This is a genomic window from Shewanella chilikensis (assembly GCF_002836945.1).
GTDB lineage: Bacteria > Pseudomonadota > Gammaproteobacteria > Enterobacterales > Shewanellaceae > Shewanella > Shewanella chilikensis.
The window spans coordinates 20,324-38,948 of record NZ_NIJM01000041.1 but is presented as its reverse complement, the minus strand read 5'-3'; the positions used below and the strand labels follow the sequence as shown (position 1 = coordinate 38,948).

At 54.7% G+C, this 18,625-nt stretch carries 13 protein-coding genes; 6 read left to right on the top strand and 7 right to left on the bottom strand.

Features of this window, described 5'->3' with window-relative positions; translation table 11 throughout:
* Positions 1–99 precede the first annotated feature (99 nt).
* Genes CX651_RS14715 through CX651_RS14705 form a run of 3 tightly spaced genes read right to left on the bottom strand, consistent with a single transcriptional unit; the run spans position 100 to position 2,331 of the window.
* Positions 100–423: a DUF3325 domain-containing protein gene (locus tag CX651_RS14715; protein ID WP_039033762.1), complete on the bottom strand. Its 324-nt coding sequence runs from the start codon at positions 421–423 to the stop codon at positions 100–102.
* Complete coding sequence (locus CX651_RS14710; protein WP_101056646.1) at positions 420–2,027, bottom strand: PepSY-associated TM helix domain-containing protein; 1,608 nt, start codon at positions 2,025–2,027, stop codon at positions 420–422. The genes CX651_RS14715 and CX651_RS14710 overlap by 4 nt, the downstream gene beginning before the upstream one ends.
* 1 nt (position 2,028) lies before the next feature.
* The gene (locus CX651_RS14705) at positions 2,029–2,331 is read right to left on the bottom strand and encodes a hypothetical protein (RefSeq protein WP_071476266.1); all 303 of its coding nucleotides are present in this window, start codon (positions 2,329–2,331) and stop codon (positions 2,029–2,031) included.
* Between the two features lie 350 nt (positions 2,332–2,681).
* Between CX651_RS14705 and hpf the strand changes: the two genes are divergently transcribed.
* Positions 2,682–3,038, top strand: a complete 357-nt coding sequence (gene hpf, locus CX651_RS14700; protein ID WP_039033763.1) for a ribosome hibernation-promoting factor, HPF/YfiA family — start codon at positions 2,682–2,684, stop codon at positions 3,036–3,038.
* Between the two features lie 75 nt (positions 3,039–3,113).
* Here hpf and CX651_RS14695 read toward each other — a convergent pair whose 3' ends face one another.
* Positions 3,114–3,836, bottom strand: a complete 723-nt coding sequence (locus CX651_RS14695; protein ID WP_101056645.1) for a YebC/PmpR family DNA-binding transcriptional regulator — start codon at positions 3,834–3,836, stop codon at positions 3,114–3,116.
* 262 nt (positions 3,837–4,098) lie between these two features.
* Here CX651_RS14695 and CX651_RS14690 point away from each other — a divergent pair, with 262 nt between their 5' ends.
* The gene (locus CX651_RS14690) at positions 4,099–5,673 is read left to right on the top strand and encodes a methyl-accepting chemotaxis protein (protein ID WP_229839805.1); all 1,575 of its coding nucleotides are present in this window, start codon (positions 4,099–4,101) and stop codon (positions 5,671–5,673) included.
* Positions 5,674–5,719: 46 nt separating this feature from the next.
* Here CX651_RS14690 and CX651_RS14685 read toward each other — a convergent pair whose 3' ends face one another.
* Complete coding sequence (locus CX651_RS14685) at positions 5,720–6,301, bottom strand: TetR/AcrR family transcriptional regulator (RefSeq protein ID WP_101056644.1); 582 nt, start codon at positions 6,299–6,301, stop codon at positions 5,720–5,722.
* Positions 6,302–6,484: 183 nt separating this feature from the next.
* On the opposite strand from CX651_RS14685, the gene CX651_RS14680 reads away from it, so the two are divergent.
* On the top strand, positions 6,485–7,528 hold the full coding sequence (locus CX651_RS14680) for an alkene reductase (protein ID WP_101056643.1): 1,044 nt from the start codon (positions 6,485–6,487) through the stop codon (positions 7,526–7,528).
* Here CX651_RS14680 and CX651_RS14675 read toward each other — a convergent pair.
* Positions 7,446–8,387: a substrate-binding periplasmic protein gene (locus tag CX651_RS14675; RefSeq protein WP_101056642.1), complete on the bottom strand. Its 942-nt coding sequence runs from the start codon at positions 8,385–8,387 to the stop codon at positions 7,446–7,448. The two genes, CX651_RS14680 and CX651_RS14675, sit on opposite strands and share 83 nt — an antisense overlap.
* Positions 8,388–8,575: 188 nt before the next feature.
* Here CX651_RS14675 and CX651_RS14670 point away from each other — a divergent pair, with 188 nt between their 5' ends.
* The gene (locus tag CX651_RS14670; protein ID WP_101056641.1) at positions 8,576–13,522 is read left to right on the top strand and encodes a S8 family serine peptidase; all 4,947 of its coding nucleotides are present in this window, start codon (positions 8,576–8,578) and stop codon (positions 13,520–13,522) included.
* Positions 13,523–13,667: 145 nt separating this feature from the next.
* On the opposite strand, the gene CX651_RS14665 is transcribed toward CX651_RS14670, so the two are convergent.
* Positions 13,668–16,052 carry a Lon protease family protein gene (locus CX651_RS14665; RefSeq protein WP_101056640.1) on the bottom strand — a complete coding sequence of 795 codons (2,385 nt, stop codon included), beginning with the start codon at positions 16,050–16,052 and terminating at the stop codon, positions 13,668–13,670.
* Positions 16,053–16,279: 227 nt separating this feature from the next.
* Between CX651_RS14665 and CX651_RS14660 the strand changes: the two genes are divergently transcribed.
* A complete protein-coding gene (locus tag CX651_RS14660) occupies positions 16,280–17,503 on the top strand; it encodes a DEAD/DEAH box helicase (RefSeq protein ID WP_101056639.1) in 1,224 nt (407 codons plus the stop codon).
* 341 nt (positions 17,504–17,844) lie between these two features.
* Positions 17,845–18,606 carry a phosphatase gene (locus CX651_RS14655; protein WP_101056638.1) on the top strand — a complete coding sequence of 254 codons (762 nt, stop codon included), beginning with the start codon at positions 17,845–17,847 and terminating at the stop codon, positions 18,604–18,606.
* Positions 18,607–18,625 lie beyond the last annotated feature (19 nt).

The following is an 18,625-nucleotide window of genomic DNA, read 5'->3' as shown; positions in this document are numbered from 1 at the left end:
ATTTTGATCCTTTCAGTGAGATCGTCAAGCGATCTGTCTTAACTGATCGGCATTATGCAGTTGCAGCGCTTTTTCATGGCGAGTTTGAGGCAGAGTTGGTTAGATAAACCAACCCGCTATCAGGATGACAGGTGCCAATATTAACGTTTTTGGTAGGCTACGGCTGGCATAGCTGAGCTGTAAAACCACAGGCAGGGCGGCCAGCGTCATCAGACCGAAAAACAGTATGCTACCGTAACCCCAATCATATTTTGTGACACACAGTATCAGGCTCATCAGTAGCGTCAGCCAACCACTGACATACAATAGCTGGCTTTCCAATGTTTTTGGCGCGCGCCCCATGGCCTCACGGAAATGACCGAACATGGACATGGCCAGCAGGCCAAAGGCGAGATAAGTCAACGCAATAAGTGCAATCATCATCCGCGCACCGCCTGAAGTTTTTGGGCCTTGGCCGTTTGTTTCATTGGCAGTCTCCCCAAACGCTTGAAGGCAAATAAGCCAAGGGCAGCGAAGGCCAGCGCCAGCAGATCAAATCCTGCCAATTGCCATTGACCGGCCGTGAAGTTGCTCAGCAGGTTGGCTGGCGAGGTCAGGGCGTTCAGCAGCGGCAAGAACGCCAGTGCGGCTGTCAGCGCCGCCAGTTGAGCGCGCCACATGGCTTTGTCTCGGCGCCAGATAGCCAGCAGGCCACTGATCACCAGCAGAATAAAGAAACTGTGAACCTCCCATTGACTGCGGCCAGGCAAAGAGGCCGGCAGCAGGCGATTGGCATAGAAAAAGGCCACTGTGCCCAGGGGCAGACCGAGGATAAACATCAGGTTCAGCGTTTCCACCAGGCGCAGACCCAGGCTGGGCTTGGCGCCCTGACTGATGGCTTTTTGTTGTTTCTGGCGAATCTTAACCGCCCACATCAAGGTGCCGCTGGCTATCATCACGCAGCCGCTCAGCCCCAGAAGGAAGAAGAGCCCCCTCAGTACGGGGCCGGAGAAACGGGCGGTGTGCAAGGACATCATGGCGTCGTGAGTTGCCTTGGCGGCACTGATGTCCTTGTCCGCGCTGTAGAGAAGCTCGCCATCAGTACCGCTGAACACCATAAACAGCTCCCGCTCTGTGACCTGCTCGCCTGTGTTGAAAGTGACCACTACCCGGCTGTTGGCATCATCCGGGTTGATCACTGACACCGACTTGAGCGGCAGTTCGGCAAAGGTTTGCTGCACCTTGGGCAGGAAGCTTGCCAGTGGCAATTGAGGCGCGGCTTCATTGGCGGCAGCTATGCGGGTAAAGCTGCTGCCGGGACGGGCTTCATTGATAAATTCCCGGCGGTCACTGTCATAGTTGACCAATATGCCCCAGGGCATATAGATGATCATCAGGGTGATAAGCCCGGTATAAGTGATCATCAAATGGAATGGCAGTGCCAGTACCGAACTGACATTATGGGCATCGAGCCAGGAACGACTGCCCTTGCCGGGGCGGAAGCTGAAGAAGTCCTTGAAGATGCGTTTATGGATCACTATTCCTGAGATAATCGCCAGCAGCATAAACATGGTGCAGAAACCGACAATCCAGCGCGCCGTGATGGCCGAGATATAGTGCAGATCGAAATGCAGGCGATAAAAGAAGTTGCCGCCGCGGCTCTCCCGCACTTCAGTCACATAGCCGCTGTTATCGGCCTTGACTGCATGTTCACTGAAGGCGCCGCGGCGCTGTCCCGGCTCCGGCGGCTGTTGCCAGCCATAACTCAACATGGGATGACGCTCAGTGGGGAATTCAATCAGCCAGCGCTGGGCGTTGACCGCATTTTGCCTGAGATAATTCTCGCCCTGACTCAATTGCTCAGCAAGGCGGGTGTTATCGTAGGATTGGAACACCTCCTTGTGCAGCTCGGGCTGATTCCACAGGCTGATTTCATGGCGATAGTAGCTCAGGGTGCCGGCAAAAAACACCAATAACAGCACCCAACAAACCAGCAGGCCTACCCAGGTGTGTAGCCAGGTCATAGTTCGGAAAAAACTGTCTTTCATCTCAAGCCCCCAGCAGTTTCAGCACGCCAAACAAGGCGGCCGCCAGCAGCAGGAGTTCCTGCCAGGCCCGCAAACTGCGTTTGATGCAAAATACCCTGATAACCACCAGGGCGTAGATCAAAAAAGACAGCATCATGGCGCACACTGTACTGTCGATACGGCTCATAGGCAGGCTCACAGCCAACAGGGCACAGGCCAAAGACGCAATAAGATAACCGCCAATAATAGATGCCAGCGCCCGGCTGATAATGGTCAGGGCTTGGGGATGGCGCCTGGGAAACTGTAACAGAGATAAAGATTTCATGATTGCTGCGGATAGTGCATTGGTCATCAAGGGAAAGAGATGCGCTGATTCTATCTTAATAATGCTTAATGATAAACATTAGCATTCGTGTTTTACTTGTAAATGATGCCTGTATCAAGTTGGCCAGGGTTTGATAATGAAGGGGCTGAAAATATTGAACTGAATTAAATCGAGCTAATTACAGGCGATAAAAACAGCACTAAACAGGGAGTATGATGAACTCTGGATTAATTTTGACCATACAAGAGCAGAATAAGGCACTTATCGAGCTTTATTTGAACATTGCCCCTTGTGTTTTACGCTGAAAGCCCCAAGCTCTATAAGTGAATCAGCAGAAAAAAGGAAAACCTATGAAAATTCAGCTTTCAGGTCATCATGTTGAAGTTACAGCAGCAGTACGTAGCCATATCGAAGAGAAGTTTTCCAAAATCGCCAAGCATTTTCCCAGCCTGATTGGCTTGGACATCATTATTGCCAAAGAGCATGGCGTACATCAGGTTGATATTCGAACCAATTACGAGGGGGTGGCGGTCGCGGCCTCCGGCAAGAACGAAGTCATGTATCCGGCTATCGCCGAGGCAGGCAAAAAACTGGAAGCGGCGCTCAAGCACAGAAAGGGACAGCTCAAAGCCGATCTTCATGAAAAGCCCGAGGTGACCACCCCGGAAATAGCCCACGAGATCATCCAGGAAATGGAACTGCGTTAATTCAAGGACTTAACTTTGATGCAGAAATGAAAAAGGGACCATCTGGTCCCTTTTTCATATTCTAAATCTTTGAGATTATTCGATGATCTCGGCGTTGTGATAGACATTTTGCACGTCATCACAGTCTTCCAGCGCGGCAATAAACTTGTCGAACAGGGCGACATCTTCACCGGACACTTCCACCATGTTCTGTGGTACGAAAGTGATCTCTTCCATCTCAAAGTTGACCTCGGGGAAGGCTTCCAGCAATGCCGTCTTGGCCTTGTAGAATTCGGTGTTGGGGGCGTAGACACTGATCATGCCGTCTTCCAACTCGACATCGGCAACATCGACATCGGCCATCATCAGGGCTTCGAGCACCACTTCATCGTCTTCACCGGGGAAGACAAATACCGCCTGGTGATCGAACATGTGGGCCACAGTGCCTGGGCCACCCAGCTTGGCATCATTCTTCACAAAGGCCTGACGAACCTCGGTGAAGGTGCGCTTGCCGTTGTCGGTCAGACAGTCGACAATCACCATGCAGTTACCCGGGCCGAAACCTTCATAACGGGCAGTATCATAGTCTTCACCGCCACCACCTTTGGCCTTGTCGATGGCCCGGTCAATAACGTGTGCCGGTACCTGATCTTTCTTGGCGCGCTCAATCAGGCGCCGCAGTGCCAGGTTACCGTCGGGATCGACACCGCCACCCTTGGCACACACGTAGATCTCTTTCCCGTAACGGGAGTAGACCTTGGTCTTCTGTGCAGCCGTTTTGGCCATGGATTCCTTGCGGTTTTGATATGCTCTGCCCATCTTTGCAATGTCTCATCAATGCGTTGAAAAAGAGTGGCAGATTCTAGCAGCTTTCCCGCACTAAATGCACCTGTCGGCCCATCGGGCTGCCGGCAGTGTGAAGCCACGCCTGATCATGCTTACCGTCTCCGGCCGTAGAAGCTCATTACCTCGCTATAGACTTATGTCCAATTCGGCAGAGCGCCGTGCTTTGGGTTATGCTGAAAACTCAAGGATCCCTTATTTGGTACAAACCAACAATAAGGATAGGAAGGGAGGCTGCATGTCTGAGAAAAACCGTATTTTGCCTATGCTGGCGGGGTTGCTGCTCGGGGCGCTGGCACTGGGTTGCGCTCAGCTGGCTTTAAGTGCTGACAATCTATTACTTTCACTGCTTGGATGGTGTCTTGCGCTTCTTGGCCCTGTATTGGCGCTGCGCTGGGCTTCCCGCCCCGTGGTCCAAAGCGCCAAGCAAGCATCCAGTGAGGGCGCAAGTGATGACAAGGCGGCGCAGCAACTGGGCCGGGATGCCAGTCGTATTGCTATCGGCGCTGCCGAAGTGTCCCACTTTGTTGACCAGCTCAAGCTCACTCTGGACTCCAGCGGCCAGCAAGCCGGGCAAATTGCCGTGGCGGCTAATCAGCTGAGTCATACTACCGTGGCTTTGAGTGAACATGCCGAAGTGGTGCTCAATCAGGCACAGGCATCGCGCAGTGTCAGCATGGAAGGGCGTCAGTATGCCGCCAGTGGTTTTCGTGCGGTTGAAGCCTTGAGCCTGGATGTTGACAAGGCCGCCTCCGGCGTGGGACAACTCAAGGCGCAGGCCGATGCCATAGGCAAAATTACCGAAGTGATTGACAGTGTTGCCGCCCAGACCAATCTGTTGGCGCTCAATGCCGCCATTGAAGCCGCCAGGGCCGGAGAGGCGGGCAGGGGCTTTGCCGTGGTGGCCGATGAGGTGCGCAGTTTGGCGGCCAAGACCGCAGAGGCTACCCAGAATATTGCCGCCATGTTGACCCAGATAAGAGAGCTGACCGATGGCACCTCACAGCTAATGAATCAGGTGGTTAGCCAAACGGCCGGCGCCGTGGATGCCATGAATTCACTGGAGCAGAGGTTTGACAGTATCGCTTCGGGTGTCGAGGATTCGGCGCAGGCGCTAGAGCAGGTTGAGGCGGCTTTACGTGAATATCGCGGCACTACGGCGGATATTTCCAATGCCATTACCCATATCAGCGAGTCGCTGACAGATACAGGTCATCGCAGCGAGCAGATCTCCCGTCAGGCCTTTGGGCTGTCGCAGACCACAGAGGGAATGTTCCGGGCGCTTTCGCATTGGGATACCGGCAGTTTCGATCAGCTTATTCTCAAAGAAGCGCAGCAGGCCGCCAAGGCTTGCGCCCAGGCGCTGGAGCAAGCCTTGGTGGAAGGCAAGTTTACTGAGCAGCAGCTGTTTTCGCCGCAATATCGGCCGATAGCGGCGACAGAGCCGCCCAAATACAACACCGCCTTTGACGGTTTTACCGACAAGCACTTTCCGGCCTTGCAGGAACCGATACTGGAGCGTCACCGGGAGGTGATTTACGCAGGTGCGGTCGATAAGAAGGGCTACTTTCCTACTCACAATCAGCGTTTCTGCCAGCCGCTGACCGGTGATAGGGAGCGGGATATGCTGCAAAACCGCACCAAGAGATTGTTCAACGACCCCACAGGGATCCGCTGCGGCCAGCACACAGAGCCGGTGCTGCTGCAGACCTATAAGCGTGACACGGGCGAGGTGATGCACGATCTCTCTGTGCCCATTTATGTTAAGGGCAAACACTGGGGTGGCTTTCGGATAGGCTTCAAGGCCCAGTGATGCTGAAGTGCGGAGGCGCCTTGGGCGCTCAAGGCTTGCGGCTGGCTCAGAGACTCAGATGCTCATACAGCTCTGTTGCCAGGGCACTGAGTTCATCGGCGCTCGGATGAGTATGGGCATAAGTGCGCAGGCCATAAATACCCATCATCAGAAACCGGGTCAGCTGCGCCGGATCTTTATCGGCGCCCAGTTCACCTTGCACCTGGGCCTGCTGCAGTATCTGCTGCAACGCCGTTTGCCATTGCTGTAGATGTTGGCTCACTCTCTGTTGTACAGCCAGATCTTGCTCACCCACTTCGCTCAAGGCCTTGACCAAAAGGCAGGCCTGACTGGCATCACAGCTGAGGCACTCGCTGACTATGTTGTCCAGATAACGCCGCAGGCACTCGAGTCGTGAACCCTCGGCCGGGAAAAAGCCCTGCAACTGCTGCTCGCGATCGGCGTGGTACTGATCAATTGCCGCCAGAAACAGCCCGTGCTTATTGTCAAAGGCACAATAGATAGACCCCGGATGCAAGCCGGTTGCCCGGGTCAGATCCTGCATGCTCGTCTTGCTGTAACCCTTGGCCATAAAGGCATTCATGGCGCTACGCAGCACTTTCTCGCGATCGAATTCGGCGTTTCTCATAAGATGATTTCCCACTGTGATGCGCCGAGTTTACTGCAATTTGAATATTTGTTCAAAAAAGGCTTGAATGATCATTCAACAATCTTTATCTTGAACGAACATTCAAATAGGGGCTCAGCTCCTCAGGCTCTGAATAAGGCGAATGCCAGTGACTGAGCCGTTAATTCGCCAAGGGCAGGAACCATGTACCAGAACTTGTTTGAACAGTATCGTCTCAATGACAGCATCACACTCAATAACCGCTTTTTGATGGCGCCGCTCACCCGTTGTATGGCCGATGCCGATTTGGTGCCGACAGATGCCATGTTGGCTTACTACGCCCGCCGCGCCGAGGCTGGGCTGATCATCAGTGAAGCCACCATCATTCGCCCGGATGGGCAGGGCTATCCCAACACTCCAGGGCTCTTCACTCAGGCTCAGATTGCCGGTTGGCGCCGGGTAACCGATGCCGTGCATGAAAAGGGCGGCAAGATTTTTGCCCAGCTGTGGCACACAGGCAGGGTAGCGCATCCGCACTTCTTTAATGGTGAACATGTGTTGGCACCATCTGCCGTGGGCGTTGAAGGTACAGTGCCGAGAATGCGCGAGCTGAGCTACCAAACTCCAAAGGCGGCCAGCAAGGCCGAGATTGCCGAACTGGTGCGTGATTACGCCAAGGCGGCAGAAAACGCCATTGAGGCCGGTTTCGATGGTGTGGAGATCCACGGTGCCAACGGTTATCTTATCGATCAGTTCCTGCATTACGACAGCAACCGACGTGAAGATGAGTACGGCCAAACGCCTGAAAACATGAGCCGCTTTGCCCTGGAAGTGGTGGATGCCACCATAGCCGCCATAGGTGCAGATCGCACGGCGCTGCGTTTGTCACCCGGGGCATACTTTAATATGAGTGCCGATCCCCGTGACCGTCAGGTGTTTGATTATCTGCTCGCCGAGCTTGGCTGCCGCCGATTGGCCTATCTGCACGAGGGCATGTTTGACGACAGCATGCGCTTCGACTTCCTTGATGGCCGGGTATCGGATTACATGCGCCGTTACTACCAGGGCAATCTGGTGGGTGTGGGTGGTTACAGCCCGGAAACGGCCGCCGAGGCGATTGCTGCCGGGCGTTTTGACCTGATCGCCATAGGCCGCCCCTTTATTGCTAACCCTGACTATATCGCCAAGGTTCGCAGCGGCGAGAGCCTGCAGGATTACTCGGATGAGATGTTGGCCACTCTTGACTGAAGCAGAGCACTCCGGCCAGATTCTCATCCCTAATCCACTTTGCCATGGCGCCATCGAGATGCAGTACCGGCGGCGCCTGGCGTCCTTGTAGAATTGCCCCATATTTGGCGAGTATTTTGGCATACTCGCCGTTTTTTTTGATTGTCTCCAGCCCTTGATTGAACTCGGCTATCAACTTGGCGCCATGGGGATGAAGGCGACTGGTGCTAAGGTGCAGGTTGCGAATATCCAGTGGTGGACCGGTAAAGTCGAAGCTATCTTCCTGTTGCAGACGCCAGAATGTATCTGTGGCGACAATTTCATCCTCCAGAGTCAAATCCAAACGTCCCACTGCCAACATCTTCAGACTGGACTCCAGACTGTTGTTGGGTACGCGAATAAAGTTGCTCGCGGCGCGAAAACCGGTTTGATAGCTGTATCCGCGTACCACACCGATTCTTTTCCCCTTGAGGCTGTCGAGCTCAGTGTATTCAAAGGGATCGCCACGGCGCTTGATGAAACGCTGGCGATTTTGCAGATATGGCTCTGAAAACATTAGTATTTGCTCTCGCTCCGGCGTATGCCAAGTGGCCAGCAACAGATCGGTTTTGGCCTCTTTAACTGACCTCAGTGCCCGTGCCCAGGGCTTTAACTCCACCTGTAAGCGATAACAGTGAACCGCCAGGGCGCTCTGAACTATTTCCAGTGCCAAACCGGCTTTGCCATCGGCCTCAATAAAAGGAGGCCAGGGATCATTGGTCAGTGTTAGATGCAGCTGCAATGCCGGTTCAGAAGTTAAAGGGGCTGCTGGATTACAGTTGGCGCTGGTCGGCCATGGCTGTAGTAGAAACAACAGAGCAATTACCCAAGTCAGTTTCATATTTAACCTTCATATCAGAGGCTTGTAATCCAAAAGCGGCGAAAGAAAGTTGCAGGTTTCATCAGCATCCCATAAATCCGCATGTAATTGCAAGGTTACTAAATGCTACGAAGTTGTTTGTTTTTGTTTGTTATATCTGTAGTGCAGATTTTCTGTGTAATTGAAAGCAAGAGTCTTAAAGAGGACCTATGACTATAACAAATAATCAACTTGGAACGCGGTTCCGTCAGACGGCGTTGGCCAGTCTGACCGCGCTCTATTTCGGCGGCATGATGAGCGCCAGTGCCCAGGTTCAGATGCAACCTGTGGGGAAAGGCAATTTCTATCAGCCAAGCTTTACCAAAGAACAGGTATTGGCGGCAGACAAGGCTCGCAAGGCGAGTCTTGAAGGTGATATCTATGCCGGTCAGCCGGGAGTGCTTAATCAGGTGTTGCGTCAACGGACGCCGGAACAGATATTTCAGCCGGATCCATCTGTCAGTGGCGTTCAGAGCTATATAGTGCAGCTCAATGAAGAACCTCTGGCAACCTATGACGGCAGTATTTCAGGGCTAGCGGCTACCAAGGCACCGAAAAATCGCTCGCTGATCGCCAAAGGTCGGGTCAGTGTCAATACGACTGATGCCAGGGCTTACAGCCGTTTCCTGGAAAAGCGTCAGGACAGTTTCGTCAATCGCGCCCGTCAGGCCGGTGCCAATCTACAGTTGAAACAGCGCTTCACCATTGCCAGCAATGCTATGGTGGTGGAGATGACTCAGGAAGATGCCAAAATTCTTGCCCGCCAGAGCGGCGTCAAGCGGATAACCCCCAACCGCATTTTCCAACTGCGTACCGACAGAGGGCCTGAGTTTATCGGCGCCAACCGGATCTGGCTTGGCCAGGACCCGAGTACAGGCCTGGCCGCCAAGGGTGAAGGTATGCTGGTCGGGATCATAGATACCGGGGTTAACACAGATCATCCGGCCTTTGCCGAGGATCAAGACTATGTGCGTTTGAATCCGCTTGGCAGCAACAAGTTTACCGGTGATTGTGTCGACAGCCCTGAGCTGTGTAACAACAAACTGGTGGGAGTTCATTCCTATCCCGAGATCACAGATGTTTACGGCGCGCCGGAATTTCAGGCCAACCCTTGGGGGGCGCCTGTCATGGTGCGTCCGGCCAATGGTGAGGACTATAACGGCCATGGCTCCCACACCGCCAGCACAGTAGCAGGTAACCATCTGGACAATACGCCTTTGCAGGCTGCAACAGGTGAGGCCACCAGTGACGGGGTCAATGTACCCTTTAACTTCCCGGCTACCAGCGGTGTCGCGCCGCGGGCGCATATCATCTCTTACCAGGTGTGCTGGCCAGGCAACGGTGGTGATCCCTATGCCGGTTGTCCCGAGTCGGCGATTCTGGCGGCCTTTGAAGATGCCATTGCCGACGGGGTCGATGCGATAAACTTCTCCATCGGTGGCGCAGAATCTCTTCCTTGGGCCGACCCTATGGAGCTGGCGTTTCTGGCAGCCCGTGAGGCGGGAATTTCTGTGGCTGTTGCCGCAGGTAATGCCGGTGCCTATTGGAGCGCGGATCACAGCTCTCCCTGGGTGACGACAGTTGGCGCCACCACCCACGACAGGGTGCTGGAAGCCGGTAACAAGCATATAGACAATTTCGGCGGCAACGAGCGTTATCGCCCGTCCGAGCCTATTGCAGGCAAGAGCTTCTCCGGCAGCATTACCGGTGAGGTGGTATTGGCTGAAAATTATGCCGACCCTGATCCCAGTGATGATTTCAACGCCGCTTCCTGTAACGCTCCTTTCCCTGCCGGAACCTTCCGCGATGACCAGATAGTCATCTGTGAGCGCGGTGACATTCCCAGAGTGGACAAGGCCAAGAATGTGGCGGCCGGCGGCGCCGGTGGTTTTATTCTGCAAAACGTGGACTATCAGGTCGACAATCTGGTGGCCGACAGCTTTGTGATCCCTGGGATCCAGGTAAAGCAGAGCGACAGATACAAGCTGAAAAACTGGGTCAGATACAGTGAGCCAGGCACGGCCATAGCGACTATCTCGGATTTCAGCAACGAGTATCTATTTGATGATGCTCAAGCCAATAACCTGGCGCCTTTCAGCTCAATGGGCCCGAGCCGCACCAACAACACCCTGGTACCGGATCTCACCGCTCCCGGGGTACAGATTTACGCTGCCAACGCCGATGATCAACCCTTTACCGGCGCGCCGGATGCCTCCGACTGGACCTTTATGAGCGGCACCTCAATGGCGGCGCCTCATGTGACAGGTGCCATGACTTTGTTGATGCAGCTGCATCCCGAGTGGACCCCTGCCGAAGTGCAGTCGGCGCTGATGATGACAGCCGGACCTGTGTATCTCAATACAGGTTATGAGTTGCTGGAGCCTTTCTATCACTTTATGGCCGGCGCCGGTGCCATTAATGTTGCCCGCGCGGCCGATACCGGCTTGGTGATGGATGAGACCATAGAAAACTACCGCAATGCCAACCCGGAAAACGGCGGGATAGTCAACTGGCTCAACTTGCCTTCCATGGTGGAAATGGCCTGTGAGCAAAGCTGCAGCTGGATGCGCACAGTTACTGCCACCCGTGACGGCAGTTGGAGTGCCGAGGCTTTGGGTAAGGAGCAGGGCTTTGAGCTCAGTGTATCTCCCGAGAACTTTACCCTGGCCAAGGGGGAGAGTCAGACCCTGGTGATCAAGGCCAAAGTGCCGCCGCTGATTGAGTCCAACGTCAATCCGGGTGAGCCGGGAGCGCCTTGGCAGCAGGTACAAAACAAGGACGCCTTCTTCAACGGTGAGCTCAGACTCACTGAAGCGTCAAGCACTTCCCCTGAGTTGCATATGCCGGTAGTCGTGGCCAGTAAGGCTGATCAGATGCCGGTATCCATGGACCTGGAGATCAGCCGGGCTCAGGGCAGTGAAACCCTGAAGATGAATACCTCGGCCTATGCTCAACTGACGCCTCGTTTCTACGGCCCGGTGCAGCCTGAACTAAAAACTGCCACTCTGGAAGCCGTGGCGCCATTCCTTGATCTGGAATACATAGAGAAGGGCTGGGATATTCAAACCGTCACGGTTCCCGAAGGCGCCAAGCGTTTGGTGGTGGAAGTGCAGAGCGCCAAGCGCACCAGTACGCTTGAGGAGATGAACCCCCGTTATTCAGGGGTGTTCCCCTTTGTGATCCTGGGGCGGGATGCCAACGGCAATAACGGCTTTATCCCATCGCAAGAGGAGATGGAGCAGGATGACAGGGCGCTCAAGGCAGAATACGATGCCGAGCTGGTGTGTTTCTCCTCCAGCCAAGCCGAGCACAACCTCTGTAGCTTGGAAAACCCGGCCCCCGGCACCTATTGGTTTGCCACCGCCATGGTCTATGGCAAGGGGGAAGTGGAAGCTGTGACCGGCCATGCGGTGATCATGGCCGATGACGATTTCGGTATGTTGAGCCTGGATGGCCCGGCATCGCATGATGGCAATGGTGACTATCAGTTGACCCTTAACTGGAATATTCCCGATGCCAAGCAAGGGGATGTCTTCTATGGCGGTATGGATCTCGGTGCCGGCCCTGGCGCTGAAGGCTCGTTCGGTTTCAGTGCCCTCAATATCCGCCGCGGCGAGGATGCCGTAAGTTGGTCCGTCAATCAGGACAAGGCGCTGAGCGAAGATGTGGTGGATGTTACCGTTAAACTGGCGGCCAACCTGGAATCCCGCGATCGCAACTATGAGCTGCAGCTCAAGTTACCCGAAGGCATGCGTTTGGCGCCGGCGACCATCAAGAGCAATAATCCTACGGTTGCCGAAGCGATTGTTGCCGATGAAAACGGTCTAACGCTGACAGGCTTGCAGCCCAGCACCCGCTTGGTGGAGCGGCAATACAAGGTTAGTACCAACCTCAACGATGCCATGTGTCGCACACCTATGATTGATGACTACTCCACAGGTGGCTACATAGATCTCTTCGGCGAGTTTGGTATGCAGCCCAACGCCGACTGGTTGGCTGGTGACTCTCAAACCAGTGTCGATGTGCCTATCGATTGGTTGTTCTATAAAGAGGGCGCCGAGTTTAAGGTGTACAACCAGGCCAATGCCGGTTATATGCGGATGCACACTGTGGGTGCACTGCAGTTTAATACTGCCTACTGGTATATGGGCGCGCACCGAGGTCCGGGTTTCCTCTACGAGGCGCTGGCTCCCTTCTGGCGTGGCAGTTTCGAGATGAAGTACCGCCGTCATTGGGAAGAGCCTTGGGGCTTGACCATAGCCACTCAGTACAAGGAAGAGCGTCCGGATCTGGGGGACTTGTTGTTCCTCGAGTTTGATAATGTTACCGACCGCCAGACAGGTCAGGAGTTTGACTTCCAGACCATACTGCGCAGTGGTATCGACGATCATCCCGGCATGTACGAGATCATCTATGCCTACCAGAATTTGGGGGCCGATGTGGCCGATGGGGCTGTGTTTATCGAAGGTTTTGACAGTACCTGGTCCAGCGATGCAGGGCCGAAGAATGGCTATCTGTATGAGATGTTGGGCTTCGATAACCTGGATACCTTGCTTAAGGACGATCTGGTAATCTGCTTTGATTACTCAGGGCCTGAGCAGAGCCGGGTCGAGCTGAGCTTCAAGGCGGCGATTCAACCCGGCGCTACCGGGAAGGCGCTTGCCATGACACTGGATTACGATCTCGAGGGCGGCGAGCCGGGCACTTTGAGCCATCAGATTCAGGTTAAAGGCAATATCCAACTAGCACCTCTCAGTGACATGAGCGTTGCCGAAAATGGCCGCATAGACGGTATCGCCGTGACCTATATCGATGCCGATAAGGTGCCGAATCTGTTGGAGGTCAGTGGTGAACACATCAGCGCCGAGATTAACGGTGATAGCTTCAACCTGATCCCGGAGGCAGATTTCCACGGTGAAACCCAGGTCACTGTGACAGTGCGTGATAGCCTCAACACAGGTGATGCCGCCAGCACTAGCTTTATGCTGAAGGTGGAGTCCGATGGGGTTGACCCTGTGAGTCCACCTGAGCCGCCGCTGGAAGAGTCAGACTCGGGTGGTTCACTCGGCTGGAGTCTATTGCTCTTGTCGCTGGGGTTGCTGCGACGTCGGCGTTAAGCCCAATCCTGGTGATTCGCCTGGAAAAATAGTCAGATAAAAAATCCCCGCCTTGGTAATGGCGGGGATTTCTATTTGATTTCACTGCCTGTCCACCGAGGTTTTACATTATTTGGGAAAAGAGTGAGTTTTGCCCCGACTGGGTTTAAGCCTTGTCTTGGCTTTTAGTTTTCAGGGTTGACAGCCTGGCCGAGGCCAGTCCCAGTAAACTGCCATTCGGGTAATGACCGCGCTTGTCGGCCTTGCCGGTTTCCATATCGCACAGCAATGCCATCGCCTCGGTTACATGCTCGACCGTCCAGATATGGAACTTGCCCTTGCTGATGGCGTCCACCACCGGCTTTTTCAGCATTAGGTTGTGGGCGTTGGCCGAGGGAATGATTACCCCTTGGGTATGTCTGCGCCCCTTGATGGCACAGACATCGAAAAAGCCTTCAATCTTTTCATTGACCCCGCCTATGGGCTGGGCTTCACCGAACTGGTTCATTGAGCCTGTGATGGCGACATCCTGGCGCAGGGGAACCTGGGCGATTGCAGAGATAATGGCGCAGCATTCGGCCATGGAGGCACTGTCGCCATCGACCCCGGAATAAGATTGTTCAAAGGTTAGGGAGGTGGTCAGCGGAATATCGGCCTCGCGTCCCAACAGGGTTTTGATATAGGCCGAGAGGATCCACACTCCCTTGGAGTGAATACGGCCGCCGAGGCGCACCTTGTGTTCAATGTCCAACACTTCGCCCTTGCCAAAGGCTGTGGTCGCGCTGATACGGTTGGGCAGGCCAAACTGATGATCTGTGGTGGCGATGACCGACAGGGCGTTGACCTGGCCGCAGACTTTGCCGTGCACATCAATCAGGGTGGTGCCCTTGTGAAAGCTCTGCATCAGTTGGTCCCTGAGACGCGATACCCTTTGCTCCTGCTGCGCCAGAGCCTGCTCTACATGGGCGAGACGAATACTGCGGGCGTTGGCCGCCTTGGCGCAGTAGTGGGTCTCCCGCAGCAGGTTGGCGATATTGGCTGAGTGCAGTGACAGCTGGGTTTGGTCATCGGCCTGGCGCGAGCTGAATTCGATTATCCGCGCAATGGCGCTGCGATCGCAGTGCAACATCTGGTTGTCATGCACTATCGAGGAGATAAATCTGGCATAGAAACATTCGGCCTTCGGACTTCTTGGCATCACATCTTCAAAGTCGGCGGTTACCCGAAACAGCTCGCTGAAGTCGGGATCATAATGCTGCAGTAACTGGTAGGTCTGGTTATCACCGAAGAGCACGATTTTGACATCCAGAGGGATAGGCTCAGGCGCCAATGAAACTGTGCCGGACAGAGAGACTTCACGCTCCAGCGAGCTGAGATCCAGACTGCGGGAACGCAGTGCCCGTTTGAGTCCGTCCCAAACATAGGGCCGTTCCAGCACCTTGACCGCATCCATCAGCAGCACCCCGCCATTGGCCTTGTGCAGGCTGCCGGGGCGGATCAGCGAAAAGTCGGTAAAGACGGTGCCGCGGTAAGTGGCGTTTTCCACATAACCAAACAGGCCGTGATAGGTGGGGTTTTCCTCTACCACCACAGGGAATTTCTGCTCCTCCTGTTCTACCAAGAGGTTGATCTGATAGCGCCTGGGCATTTTCTTTTCCAGCGAGGCATAGGCCAGCGCCAGTTGGTCTTCACTCTCCTCAAGGAAGATATCCAGATTGCCGAGCATATCTTTCTGCATCGCCGTCAGAAAAGAGCGGATCTCCGGCAGGCTGCGGTATTCATCCTTGAGCGGCTTGAAGAAATGACTCAGTACTTCGCGGGCCACCTGTTCATCGTGCTCCTGCTGCTTGGTGCTGAACTCCTCTTCCCATTCGGTCAGTTGGCGGATAATGCCCCGCAGGCGCGATTCCAAGTGTTTGATATTCTGTTCAAACAGCTGCTGCTCGGCTTCTGGCAGGGCGTGATAGGTTTCCTCGGTATGTGGCTCTTCGCCGTTCAGCGCCATCAACTGATACTCGCCCTGAGTGTTGATGGAGAGGCTTATTTTCATCCCCTTGGCTTCTTCGCTCAGAGCCAGCAGCGCCGCTTCCTGTTTTTGCGCCAACTGACTCTTGAGCTTGTCGGCGCGGCGGTAATACATCTCGTTGTCAAACGCCAACGGCAGCGCCTTGACCAGCCGGAGAACCAGTTTTTCCATCTCTTTCTTGAAAGTGACGCCCTTGCCGGCGGGCAGTTTGAGCACCTTGGGGGTCCGGGTCTGGTCGAAGTTGGCCACATAACACCAGTCGTTAAGTGTCTTGTCGGTAAATTCATGGCGCTTGAGATAACGCAGCATCATGGTGCGTTTGCCCAGACCATTTTGGCCTATGGCATAGATGTTGTAGCCCTTCTCCTTGATGGACATGGCAAATTCCACCGCACTCTGGGCCCGCTCCTGGCCTATGATGTCATCCAGCGGCTCCAGTTCTCGGGTAGACTTGACCTCATCACCCAGATTGTCGAGATTGGCGGGACGGTATACCTGACTGGCATCTAAGCTGGTGACGGCCATGGGCGCTTCCTTGTTCAAATAGGGCAGAGAAAAGTAAAACTGCTTTTTATGACAATAAGATGCGCTGCAGCCTAAAGCAAACGTCAAGCCGAATAAGTCTCTCGGGCGGTTAATTTTTCACCCGCAAACCATTTTTGCTGCCTGAACCCAGGGATAACGCCTACTCGTCACCGGGTAGCAGGGTATAATGGCGGTTTGCCCTAAGCTTTATCTTTGAAGGACTCTCCATGGAATTTGCCGCTTTTTCTCTGCCCGAACCGCTACTGACCAATCTGGCCGGACTGGGTTTTAGCAAGGCAACCCAAGTACAGGCAGAGGCCATTCCTATGGTGCTCGCCGGCAGCGATCTCCTGGTGCAGGCACAGACGGGTACAGGGAAAACCGCCGCCTTTGCCTTGCCGCTGCTGGCGCGTTTACTGCCCGCTACGGCTGAGAGAGCAGTAAAACCCGCAGCGCCCAAGGCTCTGGTGCTGGTGCCTACCCGGGAGTTGGCGCAGCAGGTTTTCGATAACATTAAAAGCTATGCCAAGGGCTGCGAGCTGAAGATTGCCATTGCCTATGGCGGCGTGCCACTCGATGGGCAGCTAAAGAACTTCAAGGATGGCGTCGATATCTTGGTCGCCACACCCGGGCGCCTGCTGGATCACCTTAAAAAGCGCAGTCTCAGGCTGGATAAGGTTGAGACCCTGGTGTTTGATGAGGCCGACCGCATGTTGGATATGGGGTTTGAAGATGAGATCTCGGCGCTGATGAAAAAGATGGCCAAACAGCGCCAGACTCTGCTGTTTTCCGCCACCTTCAACGACAACATCTGGCGTCTGGCCAAGATTTTGCTGCAGTCTCCCAAAGTGTTGGAGCTGCAAGCATCGGAGCAGGGTGGCAGTATCAAGGAGCGATTGATTGAGCTCGATAGCGAGCGTAAGGCCGCCGCCGTTGCCGCCCTTTGTCGCCGGCACGACTGGCGTCAGGTGTTGCTGTTCAGCCGCACCAAGGAGGGGGCCGACAAACTGGTCTGTGAGCTCAGTGCCGAGGGCTTGGCCGCCAGTGCGCTGCACTCAGATCTGAGTCAGGCTCAGCGGGAGCAGACCTATCAGGCGTTCAAGGCGGGTGAATGCCGTTTGCTGGTGGCCACAGATGTTGCCGCTAGAGGCCTGGATGTAGCTGCTTTGCCTTGTGTTATCAATCTGGAGCTGCCGTTCAAGCGCGAAGATTATGTGCACCGCATTGGCCGCACCGGCCGCGCCGGCATGGAAGGGCTCGCCATCACCCTATTCAGTCGTGACGACGAGCGCCTCCTCGAAGAGCTGGAAGCCATGCTCGACAGACGCCTCCCCAGAGAATGGCTGCCCGGGTTTGAGCCGGATCTCAACCGCAGTTTTGACGCACCGAGAAACCAGAGTAAAGCCGCCAAAAAGCAACGTGCCCGCAAGAGAGCGCTTGGTAAAAGATAACAAGTCAGGTTTAGTCGAGCCTACTTGAGTTAATCAACCGTAAGTGCAAACAACACAAGTATTCTGGTCCTGATGGCTCTACTCTGGCATGGATGCCAGAGTAGAGCCATCAGGGATGATTTCACGGCGTGCCGAGAAGCCGTTAGGACGAAAGTCCACGGCAGGTGCTCGATAGTTGTGTGGATTGGAAATCTATGCTGTTCAAGCCGTTTGAGTCGATGCATACCCTTTATCTTTGGGGTGGCCGATGGGCAGGAAAGCTATTGGGTTCATTCGCTAAAGTGGGTCAGTTGCGCTAAGCTAGTGGCCCGGTTTTCAAGAAACAGTCTCCTGGGGGAGCCATGTTCGCAGTCGATACCCACACCCACACAGTTGCCTCTACTCACGCCTACAGCACGATCCATGATTACCTGGCAGTGGCCAAGCAGAAAGGGATCCGTTTGTTTGCCACCACAGATCATGGCCCGGCGATGGCCGATGCGCCGCATTTCTGGCATTTCGTGAATCTCAGGGTATTGCCGCGGATAGTCGACGGCGTAGGGATATTGCGCGGAATTGAAGCCAATATTACCAATCTGGAGGGGGAAATCGACTTCTTTGGTGAGTTCCTGAAGGAGCTGGACTTGGTGCAGGCCGGGTTTCACGAGCCGGTATTCCCTCCCGCCGACAGTGACAGCCATACTCAGGCGCTGCTGAACTGCATTCGCAGCGGCAAGGTCGATATCATTACCCACCCAGGCAACCCCAAATATCCATTGGATCAGGAGCTGATTGTCCGCACCGCCGCCGAGCATAATGTGGCGCTGGAGATCAATAACTCCTCTTTTGCCTGCTCCCGCAAGGGCAGTGAAGACAGCTGCCTCAATATTGCCAAACTGGCGAAACGATTCGACGCCCAGTTGGTGATGGGATCAGATTCCCATGTTGCCTTCAGTCTGGGGGAGTTCCCGCTGGCGCTTGAGATAGTGGATGCCGCCGGTTATCCAAGAGACAGGCTGCTCAATCGCGAACCATTGGCGCTGCTGAATTTCCTGCAGCAGCGAGGCCACAAGACGCTTGGTGAGTTAATCGACTACTTTAAGAGTGAGGCGGCCGCGGGCTAACCTGGTTCGCCTGCCTTGA